Genomic DNA, 20005 nt, shown 5'->3' on the forward strand with positions numbered 1-20005 from the left:
ATCAAAAAGTCGAACCCGCGTGGTGGGCGCAACCAGCGTCCACCGATCAACGAGAACATCGATGCATCCGAAGTTCGCCTGATCGATTCAGAAGGCAATCAAGTGGGTATCGTGCCTCTTGAAGAGGCGCTCGAAAAAGCCGCGGAGGTGGAGCTGGATCTGGTCCAGATGGCCTCAGACGCGGACCCCGTGGTCTGCAGGATCATGGATTATGGCAAGAAGCTGTTCGAGGAGAAGAAAGCCCGGGCAGCCGCCAAGAAGAAGCAGAAACAGATCCAGATCAAGGAAGTCAAATTCCGGCCTGGAACTGAAGAAGGGGATTATCAGGTCAAACTGCGCAACCTGATACGTTTCCTTGAGCAGGGGGACAAAGGCAAGGTCACCATCCGCTTCCGCGGACGTGAGATGGCCCACCAGGAAATCGGCATGCAGCTTATGCAGCGTGTGGAATCCGACATCGAGGAGCTGGCTCAGGTTGAGCAGCGGCCCAAGATGGAAGGTCGTCAGATGACCATGGTGGTTGCCCCCCGGAAGAAGAAATGACGGCCTCTCTGCGAGCCGTCATCCATCATTATCTGATACCGAATGCGGAGTAGTTGAAATGCCCAAGATGAAAACCAACAGCGGGGCGGCCAAGCGCTTCAAGAAGACGGCCAACGGCTTCAAGCGCAAGCAGTCGCATACCAGTCATATCCTGACCAAGAAGAGTCCCAAGCGGAAGCGTCAGCTTCGTGGTACGACTCAGGTGAACAAGAGCGACGAGGTTCATATCCGTCGCATGCTTCGTCAGTAAACCGTTTCAGGTCAGTAGATAAAAGGATTGGATTATGCCTCGCGTTAAACGTGGTGTGGTGGCGCGCCGTCGTCACAAAAAGGTTATGAAGCAGGCTAAGGGCTACTACGGTGCCCGGAGCCGTGTCTATCGTGTTGCGAAACAGGCGGTCATCAAGGCGAAGCAGTACGCCTATCGCGACCGCAAGCAGCGCAAGCGTCAGTTCCGTGCGCTGTGGATCGCCCGTATCAATGCCGGCGCGCGCGCCAACGGTCTGTCCTACAGCCGCCTGATCGCGGGCCTCAAGAAGGCCAACGTCGAGATTGATCGCAAGGTTCTGGCGGATCTGGCGATGAATGAAAAGCAGGCGTTTTCGGCAGTGGTGGAAAAGGCCAAGACCGCACTGGCGGCCTGAGCTCTTCATCGTCCGCTGAAAACCGGCCCGTCAGGGCCCAACCTGGATCAGTAGGGGAAGAGCACGCTCTTCCCCTATTTTTTTGGAGTCCGTTGCATGGAGAACCTGGAATCCCTGCTCAAGCAGGGGCTGAACGCGGTTGAGGCGAGTACGGACCTGAAGCAGCTTGAACAGGTCCGCGTTGACTACCTGGGCAAGAAGGGGCATCTCACGGCCCTGCTCAAGACACTGGGCCAGCTCAGCGCCGAGGAGCGCCCGGCGGCGGGTCAGCGCATCAACCAGGCCAAGGAGCAGGTCCAGAACGCTATTGCCGAAAAGAAGGAACGGCTCGAAGCGGAGGCCATGGAGGCCCGGCTTGCTTCCGAATCCATCGACGTGACCCTGCCGGGGCGCGGGCGTGATGCGGGTGGTCTGCATCCGGTGACGCGCACGCTGCGCCGTATAGAGGCCATTTTCGGTGGTGCCGGTTATGAGGTGGCGGAAGGTCCTGAGATCGAGGACGACCACCATAACTTCGAGGCTCTGAACATTCCCGAGCACCACCCGGCCAGAGCCATGCACGACACCTTCTACTTCAATCCGGGCACGGTGCTGAGAACCCATACGTCGCCGGTACAGATCCGTACCATGGAGAATGGCGAGCCGCCGTTCCGTATGATCTGCCCGGGGCGTGTCTACCGCTGTGACTCGGATCTCACCCACACGCCCATGTTCCATCAGGTGGAAGGGCTTCTGGTGGATCGCCACGCCAGTTTCGCGGATCTCAAGAGCACCATCGAGGCGTTCCTGCGGGCGTTCTTTGAAGAGGACCTGGCGGTGCGTTTCCGTCCCTCCTATTTCCCCTTCACGGAACCTTCCGCCGAGGTGGACATTGAATGGGGCCGGGAAGCGGACGGCAGCACCAAGTGGCTGGAGGTCATGGGCTGCGGTGTGGTGCATCCCAGGGTATTCGAGAACTGTGGCGTGGACCCGGAACAGTGGGCCGGATTTGCCTTTGGCCTGGGCGTGGAGCGCCTGGCGATGCTGCGCTATGGCGTGACCGATCTGCGCCAGTTCTTTGAGAACGATCTGCGCTTCCTGCGCCAGTTCCGTTGAAGCCCGATTGGAATAAACAGGATTCAGACCGATGAAGTTCAGCGAACAGTGGTTGCGGGAATGGGTCAATCCCCGCATGAGCAGCAACGAACTGGTTCAGGCCATCACCATGGCCGGCCTGGAAGTGGATGAGGTTGAGCCGGTTGCCGGCGCCTTCGAGGGGGTCGTTGTCGGGGAAGTGACGGCGGTTGAACCCCATCCAGAGGCGGACAAGCTGAGCCTCTGCCGGGTCTGGGATGGCCGGGAAACCCTGGATGTGGTCTGCGGGGCGCCCAACGTCCGGGGCGGCCTCAGGGTGCCGCTGGCGCGGCCAGGTGCCAGCCTGCCCGGGGGCATGTCGATCCAGCGTACCGAGGTGCGCGGGCAGACGTCCAACGGCATGCTCTGCGCCGAATCGGAGCTGGCGCTGTCTGATGCAGCAGAGGGCCTGATGGAGCTGCCCTCTGAAGCCGAACCCGGTGCGGATCTTCGCCAATGGCTGCAGTTGGACGATCAGAGCCTGGATGTGGATCTTACCCCGAACCGCAGCGACTGCCTTTCCATTCGTGGTGTGGCACGGGATCTCGGGGCATTGACCGAAGAGCCCTTTGAGGATCTGGTGCCCGACCCGGTTCCGGCCACGCATTCCGAGATTCCCTCCATCCGGGTGGACGCCGCCGCGGCCTGCCCGCGTTATGTCGGGCGCATCATCCGCAACGTGAATGTTGCCGTGGAAACGCCGGTCTGGATGAAGGAACGCCTGCGCCGCTCGGGGATCCGCAGCATCGACCCGGTGGTGGATGTCACCAATTACGTGATGCTTGAGCTGGGCCAGCCCATGCACGCCTTCGACCGCGCTCATGTACAGGGCGGCATCGTCGTTCGCATGGCCTCGGAAGGGGAGAAGCTGACCCTTCTGGACGGGCAGGAGTTGACCCTGCGCACGGACAACCTGGTCATCGCGGACCACAGCAGGCCCGTGGCACTGGCCGGCATCATGGGCGGTGAAGGCTCCGGTGTCTCGGAAAAGACCCGGGATATTGTGCTCGAGAGCGCCTTCTTCGATCCGGTCGGGCTTGCGGGCAAGGCGCGTGCCCATGGCCTACACACGGATTCCTCGCATCGCTTTGAGCGTGGCGTGGACTGGCGCCTGCAGCGGGCCGCCACCGAAAGGGCCACAGCGCTGCTGCTTTCCATCGTCGGTGGTGAACCGGGAGAAGTCATTGAGGTGGTGAGCGAGCAGCACCTGCCTGCCCAGCAGACCGTCCATCTGCGGGAAGAGCGGGTCAACGCGGTGCTGGGCATGACCATCGACCGCACCACCGCCGAGGAAATCCTGGCCCGGCTGGGGCTGCGGGTGGTGCATCTTTACCGCGATGGCTGGGAGGTGGAAGTCCCCAGCTTCCGTTTCGATATTGCTCTGGAAGTGGACCTGATCGAGGAGATCGGGCGCATCTATGGCTACAACCGCATGCCGGTCACCGAGCCCGAAGGACGCCTGCGTCTGCGCGCTGAGCCGGAATCCCGCCGGCCACTGGACCGGGTCCGTGATCATCTGGTGGCCCTGGGGTATCAGGAGGCCATTACCTACAGCTTCATCTCGCCGGAGCGGCAGAAGCAGGTTACCCCGAACGCGGAAGGCATTGAGCTGGCCAACCCCATTTCCGCCGACATGGCGGTCATGCGCTCCAGCCTCTGGCCCGGGCTGCTGGAGACTCTGGCGTACAACCAGAAACGCCAGCAGCACCGGGTGCGGCTGTTTGAGACCGGGCTCCGGTTTGAGCGCCAGGGGCAGGCCATTGAACAGGAGGGGATGCTGAGCGCATTGCTCAGCGGGCCAGTCGCCAGTGAGAACTGGGTCAACGGCAACCGGGAAGTGGACTTCTATGATGCCAAGGGTGATCTGGAATCCCTGGGGGCGATGCTGGGGCAGAACTTCCGTTTCGCCCGTGAGCGCCATCCAGCGCTGCATCCGGGCCAGTCGGCGCGGGTCTACAGCGAGGGTCAGCCGGTGGGCTGGATCGGCACACTGCATCCGGGAATCCAGAAATCATTGGATCTGAATGGCAACGTCTGTCTTTATGAACTAAGCTTGGAAACAGTTCTCAACGGGCATGTCCCTCATTTCAAAGCTTTTTCAAAATTTCCTGAAGTTCGCCGTGATTTGGCTATGCTTGTGGATGAGGAAACGGAATGGGCCGCCGTTGAGAATGTAGCCCGGGAAGCGGCCGGGGAGCTGCTGACCGGGCTCAGGGTGTTCGACGTTTATCAGGGCGAACACGTGAAGGAGGGCTGCCGGAGCCTGGCACTGAGCCTGTTCTGGCAGCATCCGGAACGCACCCTGGGTGACGCTGAAGTCCAGGAACTGCTGGATGGCGTGACCAACGCACTGAGCACAAGGCTGGGCGCGCAGTTGAGGAGTTAGCGAATGGCAGCACTGACCAAGGCCGACATGGCAGAACGGCTCTATGAAGAGCTGGGACTGAATAAGCGTGAAGCCAAGGAAATGGTGGAGGCGTTCTTCGGCGAAATCAGCGAGGCGCTGGGCCATAATGAGCAGGTCAAGCTCAGTGGCTTTGGCAACTTTGATTTACGGGACAAGCGTCAGCGCCCCGGCCGGAACCCCAAGACCGGGGAAGAGATCCCGATCAGCGCCCGGCGTGTCGTGACCTTCCGGCCCGGCCAGAAGCTCAAGCAGAAAGTGGAAGCTTATGCTGGAACCCAGCCACAATAACGAACTGCCGGCCATCCCGGGCAAACGCTACTTCACCATTGGTGAAGTGGCGGAGCTGTGCTATGTGAAACCGCATGTGCTGCGCTACTGGGAACAGGAGTTCCCGCAGCTCAATCCGGTCAAACGGCGGGGCAATCGGCGCTATTACCAGCGTGCGGACGTCCTGCTCATCCGCCAGATCCGGAGTCTGCTGTACGATCAGGGCTTCACCATCGGTGGCGCTAAGCAGAAGCTGAGCAGCGAAGATACCAAGGAAGAGGATACCCAGTACAAGCAGCTCATCCGCCAGATGATCACCGAGCTGGAAGACGTACTGAACGTTCTCAATACCTGAACCCTTCTCTGACTTGAATCAGCCTTCCGTTGCCTCTATTATGATTCATAATAAATGAATCTTATGGTGACTTATCCATGGAACGTCTTCTTCTCATCGCCAACAGTGCCCTGGCATTCTGTCTTTTAGCCATTGGCGTTTGCGTTCTCGTTGCCTATCCCTTTGCTGACCACATCAGCATGGTGGGCCAGATCGCCGCCCACGTATCCATGCTCATCTTCGCGCTGGGTGTGAAGGTCTCCTATATCGCGCGGCTTGTGGCGCTGAAGGAATTGGGCAGAGCCCTGAACTGACCCCTTTCATTTAACTGCCCCATCCGTTATTATTTGCGCCGCTGTTAACGCAGCACCCTTCGGTCGGGGCGTGGCGCAGCTTGGTAGCGCGCTGCTCTGGGGGAGCAGAGGCCGCAGGTTCAAATCCTGCCGCCCCGACCAATTCCTTTCGAGTTATTTCAGTGTCTTGACGCTGCCTCCAGTAGGTTCCAGCACACTCAGGCCGTACGGCCCTGACAATCTCGCGCCGATCTCCCTGCTGATCGATCCATTTTGAGTAAACCCTGAGCGTCACCGAGTGTCCTAGCTGTTTGGCCACGAACTGTGGGTTCATGAACAGGCAAGGCTCACGTTGGCCCCGGTAGCTAGTCTGGTGCTACGTGCACCTCGGAGCGCGTGATAAAGCGCTTGCCCTCTGGCGCCTCCAGTGAAAAACCGGCACCGCGTCCCTCAACAACATCGATGATGAGGTTGGTGTGCGCCCAGAGTTTGTACTGCTCACCGCCAATGTAGAAAGGCTCGCCAGCAATGTTGCCGAGGTAAACGTCGTGAACGCCGACGCGGAACTCTTCGCGCGGGTAGCACATCGGGGCGCTACCGTCACAGCAGCCGCCCGACTGGTGGAAGATAAGTGGACCATGCCGGCTGTGCAGCTCGTGAATAAGGGCCTCAGTTTCAAGGGTAGCCGTGACCCCGATCGTCGCTTCAGTCATGACTGTTCTCCATTGGTGGGCGGCCAGCGCAAGGCTGGCCGCAATGGCTACAGAGTCAGCACCCCATGTCGAGTACCATACGCCCCTCGATCTGGCCTTGGCGCATCTCATCGAAGATTGTGTTGATCTCATCAATGCTGCGCTTGGTCACCGTGGGCATGACTAGACCTTCACCGGCAAACTCCAGTGACTCCTGCAGATCCAGCCGTGTTCCGACAATGGAGCCACGTATGGTGATGCCGTTGAGCACCAGGTCGAAGATGGGCAGGGGGAAGTCCCCCGGAGGCAGGCCGTTGAGTGCCACCGTGCCACCCCGCCGGACCATACCGAGAGCCTGGCTGAACGCTATATTCGATACGGCGGTGACCAGTACGCCATGAACACCCCCTATTTCCGACTTGAGGCGCTGCCCTGGATCCTCTTCTTTTGCGTTGATTGTGATCTCGGCGCCAAGCTGGCGGGCGAGCTCCAGCTTCTCGGGTGCTACATCGACCGCGGCAACGTGCATTCCCATGGCTTTTGCATACTGCACCGCAACGTGGCCGAGACCACCGATACCCGAAATGGCGACCCATTGCCCGGGCCGGGTATCGGTCACCTTAAGGCCCTTATAGGTGGTAACCCCTGCGCACAGGATGGGCGCCGCCTCAAGGAAGCCGAGCTTGTCTGGAATGTGGCCCACGTACTCGGCATCTGCAATTACATAGTCAGCGTAGCCGCCCTGAACCGAGTAACCGGTGTTGTTCTGTGACTCACACAGAGTTTCCCAGCCTCCGAGGCAGTGCTCGCAGTGACCGCAGGCATCGTAAAGCCAAGGTACGCCGACCCGATCACCTTCACGCACATGATTGACACCGCCGCCAATCGCGGCGACATGACCGACGGCCTCATGGCCTGGAATCAGTGGCAGTATCGGTTTCACGGGCCAGTCGCCTTCGACGGCGTGCAGGTCAGTGTGGCAGACACCGGAGGCGGCCACCTTCACCAGCACCTCACCGGGCCCGGGACGTGGTACAGGCGTTTCGTCAATCTCGAGGGGCTGACCGAAATCGCGTACGAATGCGGCCTTCATCATCTCTGTCATTGTTTTTTCCTCATTTCGTATAAGACGTGGAAGGCGGTACCAACGCCGCCTGGAGTGAGATCAGAATAACCCCATAGGGGTTTGGCTGTAGCTCACGAGCAGGTTCTTTGTCTGCTGGTAGTGAGCCAGCATCATCTGATGGTTTTCGCGACCGATGCCTGATTGCTTGTAGCCACCGAAGGCCGCATGCGCGGGGTATAGGTGGTAGCAGTTGGTCCAGACCCGGCCCGCCTGGATGCCGCGCCCCATCCGGTAGGTGGTATGGGCACTGCGCGACCAGAGACCAGCGCCCAACCCGTAAAGCGTGTCATTGGCAATATCGAGAGCGTTATCCATGTCGGTGAAATCTGTGACCGAAACAACGGGACCAAAGATCTCCTCCTGGAATATCCGCATGCTGTTTCTGCCTTCAAACACTGTTGGCTGGATGTAGAAGCCGCCGGCAAGATCGCCTTCTGGCTGTAGTTGTTCACCACCGGTAAGTACCTTGGCACCCTCTTGGCGACCAATATCAAGGTAGGCGAGGATTTTCTCGAGCTGATCGCGCGAGGCCTGAGCGCCGACCATGGTCTCGGTGTCGAGCGGATTGCCGGTTTTGATCCGTCCGACTCGCTCCAGGGCAGCATCCATAAAGTCGCCATAGAACGACTTCTGGACAAGCGCACGTGACGGGCAGGTGCAGACCTCGCCCTGGTTGAGGGCGAACATGGAGAAGCCCTCAAGAGATTTCTCGCGGAATCCATCGTCTTCGGCAAAGCAGTCCTCGAAAAAGACATTGGGAGACTTGCCGCCAAGCTCCAGGGTAACCGGGATGATATTCTCCGAGGCGTACTGCATGATCAGCCGCCCAGTCGTCGTCTCACCCGTGAAGGCGATCTTGGCGATACGAGGGCTGGACGCAAGCGCCTTGCCGGCCTCGGCGCCAAAGCCGTTGACCACGTTGAGAACGCCGGCTGGCAGCAGATCCGCGATCATCTCGAGCAACACCAGAATGCTCGCCGGTGTCTGTTCAGCAGGCTTGAGCACGATGCAGTTACCCGCCGCAAGTGCCGGCGCGATCTTCCAGGTGGCCATCAAGATCGGGAAATTCCACGGAATAATCTGACCAACGACCCCAAGGGGTTCATGAAAGTGGTAGGCCACCGTGTCGTTGTCGAGCTCACCGATGGTCCCCTCTTGCGCACGGATGACTCCAGCGAAGTAGCGGAAATGATCAATCGCCAGCGGGATATCTGCAGCCAGCGTCTCTCGCACTGGCTTGCCGTTGTCCCAGCTTTCCGCAACGGCGATCTTTTCCAGGTTTTGCTCCATGCAGTCGGCGATGCGGTTGAGTATTACGGCGCGATCAGCGACTGGCCTCGAGCCCCAGGTTTCCTTGGCGGCATGGGCTGCGTCCAGAGCCAGCTCGATGTCGGCGGCTTTGGAGCGAGGAATGCGACAGAACGTCTGCCCTGTCACTGGTGTAGGGTTATCAAAATACTCGCCATCGACGGGAGCCTTCCAGTCGCCCCCAATGAAGTTCTCGTACTGATCTTTATAGCTGATGATCGCATCGGAGCTGCCAGGTGCGGCATAGATCATGATTTGTCCTCCTGCTTTTTTGTTGGTTATGCAGTACGTCGTACTGCACACCAGTCGGGGCAAGAATCGGACCAGAACCCACCTTTATTTTCAGGTAACTGATTTTGTAGGGTTTATAGGGTGGAAGGTTTTAACGACGAAAAGTCGCATTGGGAGGTTGCAATGTGGCAAACTGCGACAGTACGCTGCAACGTGCAACACAGGAAGACTGCGATGGGTCGCCGTGGTTATATGGATCAGTGGAGCTTCGATCAGTTGCGAACCCGTTTGCTTGAGGGCGCTGATCCGCCGGCCGGTGTCGCCGACGGCGTGGGGCGCTCGTGGCAGCGCTGTCGCACGCTCGGGCTGAAGCCCGGGCGCTCTGGCACAGATGCGATGCTTGAGCAATCTGCGCTTGAGCGCATCCGACAGCGCAACGAGCGGCTGATCGCCTTCGCGCAGCCAGAACTTGCTAACTTGCACCAGCAGATCGCCGGCACCAACAGTGCCGTTTTGCTCACCGATGCCGAGGGCATCATCCTGCAACGCCAAGGTGATCCGGCCTTCAACCGCCGAAGCCAGCGCGTCGCTCTGCAACCAGGCGCCTGCTGGGGCGAGGCCGCCCGCGGAACCAACGCCATCGGTGTCGCGCTTGCCGAAGGGCGCGCCAGCTCTGTTCACGGGGCCGAGCATTTTCTCGAAAGCAACACCTTCCTCACCTGTGCGGCAACGCCGATTCGCGATGCTACTGGCAAGATCATTGGGTTACTCGACGTTTCGGGCGACCAGCCCGCGCGTCAGCTCCATGGACTGGGGCTGGTTCGGATGGGCGCACGGATGATCGAAAACCGGATTCTTGAGGCTGAATACCCGGAAGCGGTATACCTCTATTTCCATGCGCGGCCCGAGTTGATCGGCACCCTGGGTGAGGGCATCCTTGCGCTTGATGAGAATGGCCGGGCACTCGCTGCGAATGAGGTCGCAAAGGCTCATTTTCCCCAGCTAGTACCCGGTTATGCTTTTGAGTCGCTCTTTGATGCAACATTGGATCGCATCACCACGTTCAACAATGACAGAGTCGTACTGCACACCTTCCAAGGCATCAATGTGACCGCCATCATCCGCTGGCCCGGGCCTGCGACCCGAATATCCGGAGCAGTTGCAAGGCAAGCCAGCAACCCGTCCTCGGATGACCCGTGCCCAACACTGCATGCGGGGGATCCAGATTTTGTTGCTCGCATGCAGCGGGCAAGCCGTGTCTTTAACAATGGGATCCCGGTGCTGCTCAAAGGCGAAACCGGCACAGGCAAAGAGCAGGTGGCACGGATGCTTCACGAGCGCAGCGACCGTAGCGATGGGCCTCTGGTGAGCGTCAACTGTGCTGCTATTCCCGAGTCACTAGCGGAAGCGGAATTGTTTGGCTACCGCCCGGGAGCATTCACCGGGGCCAGTCCAGAAGGGGCTTCGGGCTATGTGTTGAACGCCGATGGCGGAACGCTGTTTCTCGACGAAATCGGCGACATGCCGTTCGCTCTACAGAGTCGGCTGCTGCGTGTGCTCCAGGATCGTTGTGTCGTTCCCGTGGGCAGTACCAACCCCATCCCGGTGGACTTTGCGTTGGTGAGCGCCACCCACCAGGATCTACGGGGCGAGATGGCGGAGGGGCTGTTCCGGGCTGATCTTTACTATCGCCTATGCGGGCTGGAGGTGGTGCTGCCGGCGCTTCGCGAACGCGCTGACCTTGAAGGGCTTATTGATCGGTTCATTACGAGCACAGATCCAACAGCGGCTCTTTCGCGGACCGCCAAGGAATGCCTGCTTGCCCATGACTGGCCTGGCAATCTTCGCGAATTGCACAATGTGTTGCGCACAGCAATAGCGCTGCGAGAGCCAGGTAGGCCGATCAATGCAGGTGATCTTCCGGCAACCCTACATTCTGAGGCAAGTACGAATACCGAAACGCCGAATTCAACGAAAGGCGAGCTGCGCGAAACAGAAGAGCGCTGTATGATCGAGGCTATCGAGGCCCATCAGGGCAACTACGCCGCTGCAGCCCGGGCTCTTGGAGTTAGTCGCAGCACGCTCTATCGGCGTCTTCATAAGCGCTGTCAGGGCTGATGCCGGTCATCTTGGGCCTGGGTTGGGCATAACTGTCGGGTTTGAACCAGAACACATCGGAGCGGAAGCCGATCCCGAGGCGGCAGCAAACATTGTGTCCTGCTCCCTTGTAGCTTTACCGCGCGCGGCTTCTGTAAGGGACTGATTTGCATGCTTCTGGATACCCACTGATACGCACCGTACAGGTACAAATCCCGCCGCCCCGACCAATTCCTCCCTGAATCGTTAACTCCCTTACTCAGAACATCAGAACAGATGGGGCTTCCCGTCTTCCTCCACGAATGGATTGTTGAAGGACGATGTCTCTCTCTGGAGACGCGCTTCCGGATGCCTCTGGGCCATGAGTTCCTTCATGCGCTGCTCATCCTTTTTCCGGACATCGACCATGACCAGGTGCTCGCCATTCTCGATGGCGTCGTGAAACCGGCGGATCCGGTAATTCTCCGCGCCGATGCCGCCGAAACCCGCAAGAAAGGCGCCTGCGGCCACCATGAACAGAAACAGGGCAATCCAGGCGACGGTGGGCATGGCGAATGCCTGGGTCCACTGTGCGGTTGCTATGAAAGCCAGGGCGAACAGGCCGCCGGCTAAGGCGCCACGTTCGGTATAACGGGGCAGATCGGTACGGTCAAACAGGCTTGCGCTGTGCAGCTTCCGGGTAAACAGGCCTGCTTCGTCCCGGCTGAGGATATGGAAGCGCCAGTCCGTTATGCCTTCCTGGTGCAGATCCTCGGAAATGGCTTCCACGCTGTCCATCCGGTCGACGAGATAGAATAGACGTTTCATAGGTCACCTCCTGCTCATTCAGGGTTGAACAGGCTCCGAGACCGCTGTGCTTCGGGGTCTGTTATTACAAGGTACGACCTGATCAGAAAGTGTTCAAGCAGCATGATTGTATGCTGTGCCAGAATAACCCCATGACGATGACCTCACCTGTCCCCGTGAACACGCCACCCGAACAGTACCGCATCGCCGGGCATGCGGTCCGGCTTCTGCTGTGCGTCGCCGCGTTGTGGCTGTTCATGCTGGAGGGGCGGCTACTGACAACCGGCTGGGTGGTGCTGATCTGGACGGTGGTGACACTGGTGATGCTCCGTGGTCTGTTCGGGCGGGCGCGGATCAGGCGCAGGGCTTGGCGCAACGCCTACCTCTACCCGGAAAGTCCATGGAACCGGCGTCTGCGTGGCGGCATGTGCCTGTTCATCATTCAGCTGGGTAAAGCCAGCGTGCTCGCCGCGGTTCTGCTGCTGACTGTCGTCCGGATAGGGGATGAACCCGAGGTCTGGCGGTTGATGCTGGTAGCGGTATTGCTGTTTGCGCTGGCAAGAGCCTGCGCGGATCGGGTGTTCTGGCGCGATGTCTCACCGGTTTACCGCCCGGAGCTGGTTGCGCGGGTAGGGCAGTGGAGTGCGGGTATTGTCCTGGTCCTGTGCCTGCTTCTGTTGGCGCTGGTTCAGCCACAGCCGGATTTCCGGGAGGCGACCCTGGAGCAGGCGCTCTGGCACGTTACCGACCGTGAAGCGGCCGCGAGCGTGGTCGTGGAGAAAGGCACGCAGTGGGTTGCGGCCTGGCAGGGCGCGGAGCAGTGGCTGGCGCAGCAGGTTACGGCCCTGGATCAGCCGTACTGGTTCAGGGCAGGGGTATGGGTTTCCGTGCTGGTACGCCAGAGCCTGTTCGTAATGGCCCTGCTGGTGTTGTTCAACGGTGTCCTGGCGGAGAGGCTGCGCGATGGCGGGGCGTGAGCGCTTGAAAGGGTTGGGGCTGGTTCTGGTCGGTGCGTTGCTGGTGGCCGGCTGGTACGGCGCCGGCGCATTCCATCAGGGGGAAGCGCCCAGGGAGGCACGTCTGCATCTGGTGCTTGATGGCAGCCACTATCGGGTGCCGCAATCCCGCCTGCCGGCACTTCAGGCCCGTTCGGGGATCTGGTTCCGCCTGGGGGGTGCCCTCGCAAGGGAGGGGCTGGAGGAGCGTCTCGAACGGGGTATGGTCCGGCTCTTCGAACCTGTCGAGAAGCAGGTCCCGGCGTTTCTGGACTGGTACTACAGCCTCGGGGGTGAATACACCCGCCTGAGTGGATGGGCGCTGGAGAAAATGGGCTTTGAAGGCAGGGCACTGGTGGTCGGCAGAACCGAGGAACTGTTGTTTGAGGAGACGGATTTCCGTTCGCGTCTGGTGGTGCTGGAGCGTGGGCTTGCAACGGATGCGGGCCGCTATGCGGAGCGGACCCGGACGGGGTGGCGCCGTATGATGAAGGCCGCCCTGTCGGACTATGAGGTGCCCCCGCCCCTCAACCACGCCAGGGAGAATGATCCCCGTGCACTGGATCTGGATGGGCTGTCGTCAGGGGGCATGGCGGATGAGCGCAGCAGGCTGGAGAACCGCCTGGCCCTGAGCGGTGCAGGGGGGATTGCGACGGGGGCGCTGGTGTGGCGGGCGGCAACACGCGCGGCGGTGGCCTCCGGAGGCCGCGCTGCAGCAGCCCGGGGTGCGGGCAGGGTCGCCTCAAGGGCCGGAGCAGCGGCGCTGGCGGGACTGGGTAGCTGCGGAGCGACCGGGCCGCTGGCGGTAGGCTGTGGCCTTGTTGCGGGTACCGCTGCATGGATCAGTATCGATTGGGCCATGATCGAGGCGGATGAGTGGGCGAATCGGGACAGGCTGGAACAGCGTTTAAGGGAAGGGCTTAATGGCGTGCGTGATGATCTGAGGCGCCAGCTCTCCCGGGCGCTGTCTGAACGGTTGGAGCAGCTGAATGGCCGCCACAGGCTCCGTATCCGCAGGACGCTGACCCCACTGGATACCATAAAAAAGGCCGCCACACAGGGTGGCGGCCAAACGGAGCACGGATGATGATCCGCAGGATAACGGGTCCGGATCAGAACCCGAGCTTGGCGGTGAACTGCAGCCTGTGCAGCTCACCGTTGCTGCCACTTTCCATCTCCTTGTCCCCCCAGATTACTTCGCCACCGAGATCCAGGTTGGAGATTGGCGAATAGATGAGGTTGGCATGTGCGCTGCTGGCGCTCTTCATCACGTTGCCCATCTCATCATCGTTATCCGAGGAAACGTGTGAAACTGTAAAATTGGAGCGCCACTGGGAGGTCCAGATGTGACGATAGGAGACAAAGCCGCCCATCTGGTTGATAAGCTCGATATCACCGTTGCTTTCGACATAGCCAGGGTTAAAGGCGCCAAGAGCGATGTAGCGTCCAAGGTTGCCAGCGTTAAGCTGGGCCCGGATATCGCTGCCTTGATCACCTACTGGCATTTTGCCAGAGAGGGAAACACCATACCCATAAGCTTTTTCGCGGGTATCCTGATCCGTGGCGAAGTCACCTTCATAGGAGACTTCACGTCCCAGAACAGCGACACTCGCATGTCCTGAATCCATGGGAACGTTGTAACGGGCGACCAGGTCTGGAACGCTTGAGTTGTCAAAGTTAGTTGCTACGCCCACGTCGTCCTGAAGGTTGGATTGAGGGTTTTCGATTGCGAAATCCCAGTTACCCGGGCTGTAACGGATCTGAGCCTGACGATTGAAAATGGTGCCTACCGGGCCGACGAAATCCAGATTCTCCGGCAGAACGCTTACGTCGTGAAAGGTGGACCAGGTCTGACCAATGGTGAAGTCCTGAAACGTCATGAAGGCATGACGGAGGCGGGTCCCATAGCTGTTTGAGACATTCTCATTACCGCCAGCACCGCGGAAGTCCACTTCAATATAGGTACCTACTTCACCGATATCAGTGTCTGTTGTTGTCTTGAAGAAGATCCTGCTTTGCTTTGCGTTTGTGTTGTAGTTTGTGCTGCTGTTATCGCCCCCTGTGGGAATTGCGGAAGGAACGAGGAATTCCTCGGACGCCGAGGAGTCGCCATCTGTCGCCTGGGTAAGGTGGGAATCCAGCTTGATAAACCCACCAACATCAAAATTCGTATTCGCCAGCGGCGTGTTCTCCAGTGCGGAAACCCGCTCCTCGAGATCCTGAGCCTGGACACCGCTGGAGGCGGCACCGATGGCAATCGCGAGGGCAGTCACTGAGAGTTTTTTGTTCATTGTGATTTCTCCTTTTAGACAGAGCTTGAGCACGGCTCATTCCGGAACGACTGCTGTCTTCCGTTAAGAATGAGCCTGCGTGGCGTACGGGATTGCCGCAATTAGACGTTGGTCGAAATCCATTGATCCGTGGCCGCACGCCCTGCGTAGTGAATCGGTACACCCGTCTCAACGCAGGAAGCACGCATGATTACACTGCATCACCTCAACAACTCGAGGTCCCAGCGCATTCTATGGATGCTGGAGGAGCTGGGGATGGACTACCGCATCCAGCATCACCAGCGGGACCCGAAATCCAACCTTGCGCCGGAGAGCCTCAAGCGGGTCCATTCCCTTGGAAAATCCCCGGTCATTGAGGATGAAGGGCGGGTGATTGCCGAATCCGGCGCCATCGTGGATTACCTTGCCCGCAAGGATTCCCAGCGGCGTCTGCTGGTGGAAGAAGGGGGTGAGGGCTTTCTGGACTGGACCTTCTGGATGCATTACGCGGAAGGGTCACTCATGCCGCCACTGGTCATGCGGCTGGTGTTCGAGAAGGTCCGCACCGGGCCCATGCCGTTCTTCGCGCGGCCCGTAGCCAAAGGCATTGCCGACAAGACCCATAAGATGTTCCTGGGTCCGCTCATCGCCTCCCACCTGGATTTTGTGGAGGACCATCTGGCGCGCCAGGACTGGTTTGTGGATGGGCGTCTTACAGCGGCGGACATCCAGATGAGCTTCCCGCTGGAAGCGGTGGTGGCTTCCGGGATGGCGGGGCGGCGTTACCCCAACATTGCCCGTTACGTGCAGAACTACCAGCAGCGCCCGGCCTACCGGCGCGCCCTGGAGGCCGGCGGCGAGTACGCCTACGCCTCCTGAACCGGCCTGCCGCCCTGTTTCAGATCCCGGGCCATGTACAGGGCGGCGATCACCCGGGCCTCGTTCATGTCCTCCCGGGCCACCAGCTCGTCCAGTTGTGAGAGCTTCCAGGTGAAGACCTCCAGCGGTTCCGGTTCGTCGCCCGGGAGGCGGGACTCGCTCAGCCCCTCGGCGAGGATCACCCGGATGTGATGGCCCATGTAGCCCGGTGACAGGGTCATGTCCTTCATCCAGGCAAGGTGTTCCGCCCGGTATCCGGCTTCCTCCTGGAGCTCCCGGTTGGCGGTCTCGCGCCAGTCCTCGCCATGTTCGGTACCGCCCTTGGGCAGGGTGATGTGGTATTCCTCGGTTCCCACTCCGTATTCACGGATCAGCACCACGGTGTCGTCGTCCAGAAGCGGTACGCACATGATGCCGGCGATCGGCGGGGTGCGCAGGCGTTCGAACTCGCATTCGGTGCCGTTGGTGAAACGCAGATGCACTTCCTCGATCCCGAACAGTCGGCTGCGGGCGACCAGTCGTGTGTCCAGTATCTCGGGCTTGTTTTCCATGGTTTCAGGGCCTGTTCTGTGAGACGGTAAGGCCAACAGTCTGGCTGGAATGGCAGCAGGGCGCAAAACCATGAATGGCAACCGGTATACTCCAGAGTGGTACCTGTTCAGCGACAGGGAAGCTCAGGCCCAGGCGCTGGCGGGTCATGTGGCCAGTGCCCTGCGCCGGGTACTGGCCCGGAGCGAGGCGGTCACCCTCCTGGTCTCTGGAGGGCGTTCACCGGTCCAGTTCTTTGAATGCCTGGCTGACTGTGCCCTGGATTGGGAGCGGGTGTGGGTGATGCCGGTGGACGAACGGGCCAGTCCGCCGGAGCCGGAATCCCGCAATGAATGGCTGATCCGCCGAAGTCTCCTGACCGGCCAGGCCGCCGGTGCCCGCTTTGTGCCCCTGGATCAGCCCCTGGAGGTCCGGGCCCTGATGGACCGTGTGCCATGGCCACCGGTTGTGGCGGTTCTGGGCATGGGCGAGGATGGGCACAGTGCCTCCTGGTTCCCAGGGGATGCGGCATCACTTGAGGCCCTCCGGAACACGGCCGGGCCCGCGGTGGTGGCGACCCATGCCGCGAGCGGGCCGCTTGAACGGCTCACCCTGAACTGGCCGGCCCTGGCACAGGCCACGGAGCGGATGCTGCTGATTTCCGGGGATGCCAAGCGGGCGCTGCTGGAACGGATTGAGGCAAGCGACCTGGATTGGCAGGCATACCCTGTGGCCCGTCTGCTTTCGGCCCCTCTGAGCGTTTACTGGAGCCCCTGATATGCACAGCGACTTTGGCTGCCATCACCAGCACGATCTTGAGCACTGGCTGCGCCGTGCCCGGGTGGTGCCAATACTGACCCTGGACGAGGAAACCGACGCGGAACCGGTAGCCGACGCGCTGATCAGCGGTGGCATCCGCGTTCTGGAAGTCACACTTCGGACATCCGCCGGCCTGCCGGCGCTCCAGCGCCTGCGCAGGCGCTTCCCGAAACTGGTGCTGGCGGCTGGGACGGTGCGCTCCATCGAGGATTATCACAGCGCCATTGATGCGGGGGCCGATTTTGCCGTCTCCCCCGGAGCCTCGCACACCCTCCTGCGGTATGGTGTTACGGCCAGCATTCCGTTGCTGCCGGGTGTCGCAACCCCGACGGAACTGCTGAAAGGGTTTGAGTTCGGCTATCGCGGGTTCAAGTTCTTTCCGGCGGCGGCCAGTGGTGGTCTACCCATGGTGCGCTCCCTTCTGGGGCCTTTTGCTGAGGCCTGGCTGGTGCCAACCGGCGGTATCAGCGGGGAGGATGCCGGGACCTGGTTGCGGGAGCCGAATGTGGCCGCGGTTGGCGGTACCTGGCTGGTGCCGGAGGAACGGATCAGGGCCCGGGACTGGCCCGGGCTCGAACAGCTTGCGGCGGATACCCTCAGGGATCTGGACTGATCACCAGGTACCGGTGTTCTCCATCGAGGCCCAGGGTTCCTGGGGCTCCAGTGCGTCCCCTTTCTGCAGCAGCTCAATGGAGATGCCGTCCGGCGAGCGCACGAATGCCATGCGACCATCCCGGGGTGGGCGGTTGATGGTGACACCGTTGTCCTGCAGGTACTGGCACAGCTCGTAGATGTTTTCCACGCGGTAGGCCAGATGCCCGAAGTTGCGGCCGCCAGTGTATTCTTCCGGATCCCAGTTCCAGGTCAGCTCCAGCATGGGCGATTTATTGGCGTGTGCGGAATCACGGTCGCCCGGTGCGCACAGGAACACCAGTGTGAACCGGCCTTTCTCGCTGTCCCGGCGGCTGACCTCTTCCATGCCGAGCAGGTTGCAGTAGAAGTGCAGGGACTGCTCAAGGTCACTGACTCGGACCATGGTGTGCAGGTATTCCATGGGGTGCCTCCTGTTGTGGAACGTGACAGGCGGGGTCAGTCGGAACCGTCCCCGTTGCGGTTGGGATTGTGGATGTAATGGGAGGCGTCGACAATGCCGCCGCTGCGCAGATACTCCTGCACGGCCGGGGAGCAGTTCAGGTAGAACAGCAGCAGCTCGCGCTGGATGTCCTGGTCCTGGACCCGGGAGGCGAAATGGATCATGTCCCGGATACTGTCGTCACTGTTCCAGGGGAACTTGCGCTGGTAGCGCAGCTCCAGCAGCTTGCTCAGGCGTTCCAGATGGTAGTCACCGGTGTAGGTCAGATGATCACGCAGCCGGAACCCGTTGTTGCCGGATTTTTCCGATTGCCGTCTGCTTCGTCGCCAGAGAGATCTGAGCAGCACCCTGTATTGCCTCCCCTATGCCTGTCGGCCTGAGCGGTTAGGATCAACCGGCATTATGCCTTTGCAGCCGCAGCATCCAATACATCGTGTTACGTCTGTTTACAAACTCTAGATCATTTTGTGCCCGCCGTGTGAGGGGGCGCACGCATTTGCCTTAAAGGACTGTGCACTCAATCAAGGTCGCTGGTCGCAGTGGTGGTGCAGTGGCTTGTGCAGCAGGGTGCGCATCAGGGTAACGCCTTCGCGGGCACGGATTGGCTCCCGCCTTACCGGTTCAAAGCCGAGGCTGCGGAAAAGGGGCAGGGAGACATCGCTTGCCCGCGTTGTCAGGGTGGCGATACCGCTCTGGCGGGCAACGGTCTCCAGCTGGATCACAAGCGCCTTTCCTATTCCCTGCCTCTGCCAGCTGTCATCCACATACAACATGTTCACCAGGTGCGCCGGGCAGAGCTGGGCGAACCCCACGGGGCTGCCATCGGCCAGCGCCATCACGGTCAACCCCTGCCGCAGCTGTGCATCCGCACCGGCCGCGTCCGCCGCCCATTGGGTCCAGGCATGGCGCTGGGCCGCTGAATAGAAGCCGTCATCCACCGAGGCGATGCTGCGTCTGTAGAGGCTCAGAAGCGGGGTGCTGTCCGCTTCCGGAAGCAGGCGCTGGTAGTGGATCGCGTTCATGGGGATGACCTCGGAGCTGTCTCCGGAAACGTACCAAAACGCATCTGGATTAAACACACTTTTACAAAGTTCGCCGGTAGTCTTGGCACTGAAATGTCAACAAACCGGTGCAAAAAGATGTCATATTCCGCCAGAAAATCGTCGATCCACGTAGCCATTATTCTGATCGCGGCTCTGGTACTGGCTGGTTGCCAGGGAGGTGGCGGTTCCGATTCCAGCAGCGGCGTTACCGATCTGCCCGGTGATGATGGTGGTCAGGATAACAGCCAGGAGACTGCCTCGCTCGCCTCGGACAGTGCTGTACTGAGCTGGGAAGCGCCGGGGTACCGGGTGAATGGAGATACATTGAAGGACGGGCATATTTCCCACTATGTGGTCTCCTGGGGACAGGATCCGGAAAACCTCAGCAGGAGCACAGAGGTGACCTGCCAGGACTGTCAGGCCATGGAGCATAAGGTGGAGGAGCTTGACGAGGGCACCTGGTATTTCACTGTCCAGACCGTCGATCAGGACGGGTTGACCAGTCCGGAGGCGGATCTGGCGACCAAGAAGATCTGA

Annotated in this window: 24 protein-coding genes and 1 tRNA gene; 16 read left to right on the top strand and 9 right to left on the bottom strand. The window is 60.3% G+C overall.

The genetic code is table 11. From position 1 onward, the window contains the following. The 9 genes from infC to CK501_RS10980 all read left to right on the top strand — a co-directional run bounded on the left by infC (position 1) and on the right by CK501_RS10980 (position 5763). The gene (infC, locus tag CK501_RS10940) at positions 1–543 is read left to right on the top strand and encodes a translation initiation factor IF-3 (RefSeq protein WP_077528960.1); all 543 of its coding nucleotides are present in this window, start codon (positions 1–3) and stop codon (positions 541–543) included. A gap of 58 nt (positions 544–601) precedes the next feature. Next, on the top strand, positions 602–793 hold the full coding sequence (gene rpmI, locus CK501_RS10945; protein ID WP_095617772.1) for a 50S ribosomal protein L35: 192 nt from the start codon (positions 602–604) through the stop codon (positions 791–793). 34 nt (positions 794–827) lie between these two features. Continuing rightward, entirely contained in the window at positions 828–1187 is a 360-nt protein-coding gene (rplT, locus tag CK501_RS10950) for a 50S ribosomal protein L20 (protein ID WP_077528962.1), read from the top strand. Positions 1188–1283: 96 nt separating this feature from the next. Beyond that, on the top strand, positions 1284–2282 hold the full coding sequence (gene pheS, locus CK501_RS10955) for a phenylalanine--tRNA ligase subunit alpha (RefSeq protein ID WP_095617773.1): 999 nt from the start codon (positions 1284–1286) through the stop codon (positions 2280–2282). 31 nt (positions 2283–2313) lie between these two features. Then, entirely contained in the window at positions 2314–4686 is a 2373-nt protein-coding gene (gene pheT, locus CK501_RS10960; RefSeq protein WP_095617774.1) for a phenylalanine--tRNA ligase subunit beta, read from the top strand. Between the two features lie 3 nt (positions 4687–4689). After that, on the top strand, positions 4690–4995 hold the full coding sequence (ihfA, locus tag CK501_RS10965; RefSeq protein WP_077528965.1) for an integration host factor subunit alpha: 306 nt from the start codon (positions 4690–4692) through the stop codon (positions 4993–4995). Then, positions 4973–5329, top strand: a complete 357-nt coding sequence (locus tag CK501_RS10970; protein WP_095617775.1) for a MerR family transcriptional regulator — start codon at positions 4973–4975, stop codon at positions 5327–5329. Before ihfA ends, CK501_RS10970 begins: the two co-directional genes overlap by 23 nt. 77 nt (positions 5330–5406) lie before the next feature. Continuing rightward, positions 5407–5622 carry a hypothetical protein gene (locus CK501_RS10975; protein ID WP_095617776.1) on the top strand — a complete coding sequence of 72 codons (216 nt, stop codon included), beginning with the start codon at positions 5407–5409 and terminating at the stop codon, positions 5620–5622. A 64-nt stretch (positions 5623–5686) separates the two neighbouring features. Continuing rightward, positions 5687–5763, top strand: a tRNA-Pro gene (locus CK501_RS10980). Between the two features lie 203 nt (positions 5764–5966). Here CK501_RS10980 and CK501_RS10985 read toward each other — a convergent pair. From CK501_RS10985 to exaC, 3 genes are read right to left on the bottom strand one after another with little or no spacing between them, the layout of a single operon-like run. Then, positions 5967–6314, bottom strand: coding sequence for a DUF779 domain-containing protein (locus CK501_RS10985; RefSeq protein WP_095617777.1), 348 nt, complete (start codon positions 6312–6314; stop codon positions 5967–5969). A gap of 55 nt (positions 6315–6369) precedes the next feature. Further along, positions 6370–7398: an alcohol dehydrogenase AdhP gene (adhP, locus tag CK501_RS10990; RefSeq protein WP_095617778.1), complete on the bottom strand. Its 1029-nt coding sequence runs from the start codon at positions 7396–7398 to the stop codon at positions 6370–6372. A 60-nt stretch (positions 7399–7458) separates the two neighbouring features. Next, entirely contained in the window at positions 7459–8979 is a 1521-nt protein-coding gene (exaC, locus tag CK501_RS10995) for an acetaldehyde dehydrogenase ExaC (protein ID WP_095617779.1), read from the bottom strand. A gap of 213 nt (positions 8980–9192) precedes the next feature. Between exaC and CK501_RS11000 the strand changes: the two genes are divergently transcribed. After that, entirely contained in the window at positions 9193–11076 is a 1884-nt protein-coding gene (locus CK501_RS11000) for a sigma-54-dependent Fis family transcriptional regulator (protein ID WP_158223100.1), read from the top strand. A 246-nt stretch (positions 11077–11322) separates the two neighbouring features. Here CK501_RS11000 and CK501_RS11005 read toward each other — a convergent pair whose 3' ends face one another. Beyond that, a complete protein-coding gene (locus CK501_RS11005) occupies positions 11323–11862 on the bottom strand; it encodes a hypothetical protein (protein WP_095617781.1) in 540 nt (179 codons plus the stop codon). Between the two features lie 131 nt (positions 11863–11993). Between CK501_RS11005 and CK501_RS11010 the strand changes: the two genes are divergently transcribed. Both CK501_RS11010 and CK501_RS11015 read left to right on the top strand, forming a co-directional pair. Next, a complete protein-coding gene (locus CK501_RS11010) occupies positions 11994–12818 on the top strand; it encodes a hypothetical protein (RefSeq protein WP_143421421.1) in 825 nt (274 codons plus the stop codon). Further along, positions 12805–13923 carry a hypothetical protein gene (locus CK501_RS11015; protein WP_095617783.1) on the top strand — a complete coding sequence of 373 codons (1119 nt, stop codon included), beginning with the start codon at positions 12805–12807 and terminating at the stop codon, positions 13921–13923. Before CK501_RS11010 ends, CK501_RS11015 begins: the two co-directional genes overlap by 14 nt. 25 nt (positions 13924–13948) lie before the next feature. Here the strand turns inward: CK501_RS11015 and CK501_RS11020 are convergent, their stop codons facing one another. Continuing rightward, entirely contained in the window at positions 13949–15127 is a 1179-nt protein-coding gene (locus tag CK501_RS11020) for a DcaP family trimeric outer membrane transporter (protein WP_143421422.1), read from the bottom strand. Positions 15128–15313: 186 nt separating this feature from the next. Here CK501_RS11020 and CK501_RS11025 point away from each other — a divergent pair, with 186 nt between their 5' ends. Continuing rightward, positions 15314–15985 carry a glutathione S-transferase gene (locus CK501_RS11025; protein ID WP_095617784.1) on the top strand — a complete coding sequence of 224 codons (672 nt, stop codon included), beginning with the start codon at positions 15314–15316 and terminating at the stop codon, positions 15983–15985. Here CK501_RS11025 and nudE read toward each other — a convergent pair. Continuing rightward, on the bottom strand, positions 15973–16536 hold the full coding sequence (gene nudE, locus CK501_RS11030) for an ADP compounds hydrolase NudE (protein ID WP_095617785.1): 564 nt from the start codon (positions 16534–16536) through the stop codon (positions 15973–15975). The genes CK501_RS11025 and nudE overlap by 13 nt on opposite strands. A 70-nt stretch (positions 16537–16606) precedes the next feature. Between nudE and CK501_RS11035 the strand changes: the two genes are divergently transcribed. Together CK501_RS11035 and eda are read left to right on the top strand one after the other, a co-directional pair. Continuing rightward, on the top strand, positions 16607–17290 hold the full coding sequence (locus tag CK501_RS11035; protein ID WP_158223101.1) for a 6-phosphogluconolactonase: 684 nt from the start codon (positions 16607–16609) through the stop codon (positions 17288–17290). A 1-nt stretch (position 17291) separates the two neighbouring features. Further along, positions 17292–17945, top strand: coding sequence for a bifunctional 4-hydroxy-2-oxoglutarate aldolase/2-dehydro-3-deoxy-phosphogluconate aldolase (gene eda / locus CK501_RS11040; RefSeq protein WP_095617787.1), 654 nt, complete (start codon positions 17292–17294; stop codon positions 17943–17945). Here the strand turns inward: eda and CK501_RS11045 are convergent, their stop codons facing one another. From CK501_RS11045 to CK501_RS11055, 3 genes are all read right to left on the bottom strand, one after another. Next, on the bottom strand, positions 17946–18386 hold the full coding sequence (locus tag CK501_RS11045; RefSeq protein WP_095617788.1) for a VOC family protein: 441 nt from the start codon (positions 18384–18386) through the stop codon (positions 17946–17948). Between the two features lie 35 nt (positions 18387–18421). Next, entirely contained in the window at positions 18422–18772 is a 351-nt protein-coding gene (locus CK501_RS11050; protein ID WP_095617789.1) for a hypothetical protein, read from the bottom strand. A 174-nt stretch (positions 18773–18946) separates the two neighbouring features. Beyond that, positions 18947–19447, bottom strand: coding sequence for a GNAT family N-acetyltransferase (locus tag CK501_RS11055; RefSeq protein WP_095617790.1), 501 nt, complete (start codon positions 19445–19447; stop codon positions 18947–18949). Between the two features lie 117 nt (positions 19448–19564). Here CK501_RS11055 and CK501_RS11060 point away from each other — a divergent pair, with 117 nt between their 5' ends. Further along, the gene (locus tag CK501_RS11060; protein ID WP_095617791.1) at positions 19565–20005 is read left to right on the top strand and encodes a fibronectin type III domain-containing protein; all 441 of its coding nucleotides are present in this window, start codon (positions 19565–19567) and stop codon (positions 20003–20005) included.

It is taken from the genome of Halovibrio salipaludis (genome assembly GCF_002286965.1).
GTDB classification, from domain to species: Bacteria; Pseudomonadota; Gammaproteobacteria; order Pseudomonadales; family Oleiphilaceae; genus Halospina; species Halospina salipaludis.

Coding starts and splice junctions, on each gene's coding strand:
- CK501_RS11015 (WP_095617783.1), top strand. CDS start 12,805: ATGGCGGGGCGTGAGCGCTTGAAAGGGTTGGGGCTGGTTCTGGTCGGT.
- ihfA (WP_077528965.1), top strand. CDS start 4,690: ATGGCAGCACTGACCAAGGCCGACATGGCAGAACGGCTCTATGAAGAG.
- adhP (WP_095617778.1), bottom strand. CDS start 7,398: ATGACAGAGATGATGAAGGCCGCATTCGTACGCGATTTCGGTCAGCCC.
- CK501_RS11055 (WP_095617790.1), bottom strand. CDS start 19,447: ATGAACGCGATCCACTACCAGCGCCTGCTTCCGGAAGCGGACAGCACC.
- CK501_RS11060 (WP_095617791.1), top strand. CDS start 19,565: ATGTCATATTCCGCCAGAAAATCGTCGATCCACGTAGCCATTATTCTG.
- CK501_RS11020 (WP_143421422.1), bottom strand. CDS start 15,127: ATGAACAAAAAACTCTCAGTGACTGCCCTCGCGATTGCCATCGGTGCC.
- eda (WP_095617787.1), top strand. CDS start 17,292: ATGCACAGCGACTTTGGCTGCCATCACCAGCACGATCTTGAGCACTGG.
- rplT (WP_077528962.1), top strand. CDS start 828: ATGCCTCGCGTTAAACGTGGTGTGGTGGCGCGCCGTCGTCACAAAAAG.
- CK501_RS10975 (WP_095617776.1), top strand. CDS start 5,407: ATGGAACGTCTTCTTCTCATCGCCAACAGTGCCCTGGCATTCTGTCTT.
- CK501_RS10985 (WP_095617777.1), bottom strand. CDS start 6,314: ATGACTGAAGCGACGATCGGGGTCACGGCTACCCTTGAAACTGAGGCC.
- CK501_RS11010 (WP_143421421.1), top strand. CDS start 11,994: ATGACGATGACCTCACCTGTCCCCGTGAACACGCCACCCGAACAGTAC.
- CK501_RS10970 (WP_095617775.1), top strand. CDS start 4,973: ATGCTGGAACCCAGCCACAATAACGAACTGCCGGCCATCCCGGGCAAA.
- pheS (WP_095617773.1), top strand. CDS start 1,284: ATGGAGAACCTGGAATCCCTGCTCAAGCAGGGGCTGAACGCGGTTGAG.
- CK501_RS11000 (WP_158223100.1), top strand. CDS start 9,193: ATGGGTCGCCGTGGTTATATGGATCAGTGGAGCTTCGATCAGTTGCGA.
- pheT (WP_095617774.1), top strand. CDS start 2,314: ATGAAGTTCAGCGAACAGTGGTTGCGGGAATGGGTCAATCCCCGCATG.
- rpmI (WP_095617772.1), top strand. CDS start 602: ATGCCCAAGATGAAAACCAACAGCGGGGCGGCCAAGCGCTTCAAGAAG.
- CK501_RS11035 (WP_158223101.1), top strand. CDS start 16,607: ATGAATGGCAACCGGTATACTCCAGAGTGGTACCTGTTCAGCGACAGG.
- CK501_RS11005 (WP_095617781.1), bottom strand. CDS start 11,862: ATGAAACGTCTATTCTATCTCGTCGACCGGATGGACAGCGTGGAAGCC.
- exaC (WP_095617779.1), bottom strand. CDS start 8,979: ATGATCTATGCCGCACCTGGCAGCTCCGATGCGATCATCAGCTATAAA.
- nudE (WP_095617785.1), bottom strand. CDS start 16,536: ATGGAAAACAAGCCCGAGATACTGGACACACGACTGGTCGCCCGCAGC.
- CK501_RS11025 (WP_095617784.1), top strand. CDS start 15,314: ATGATTACACTGCATCACCTCAACAACTCGAGGTCCCAGCGCATTCTA.
- CK501_RS11045 (WP_095617788.1), bottom strand. CDS start 18,386: ATGGAATACCTGCACACCATGGTCCGAGTCAGTGACCTTGAGCAGTCC.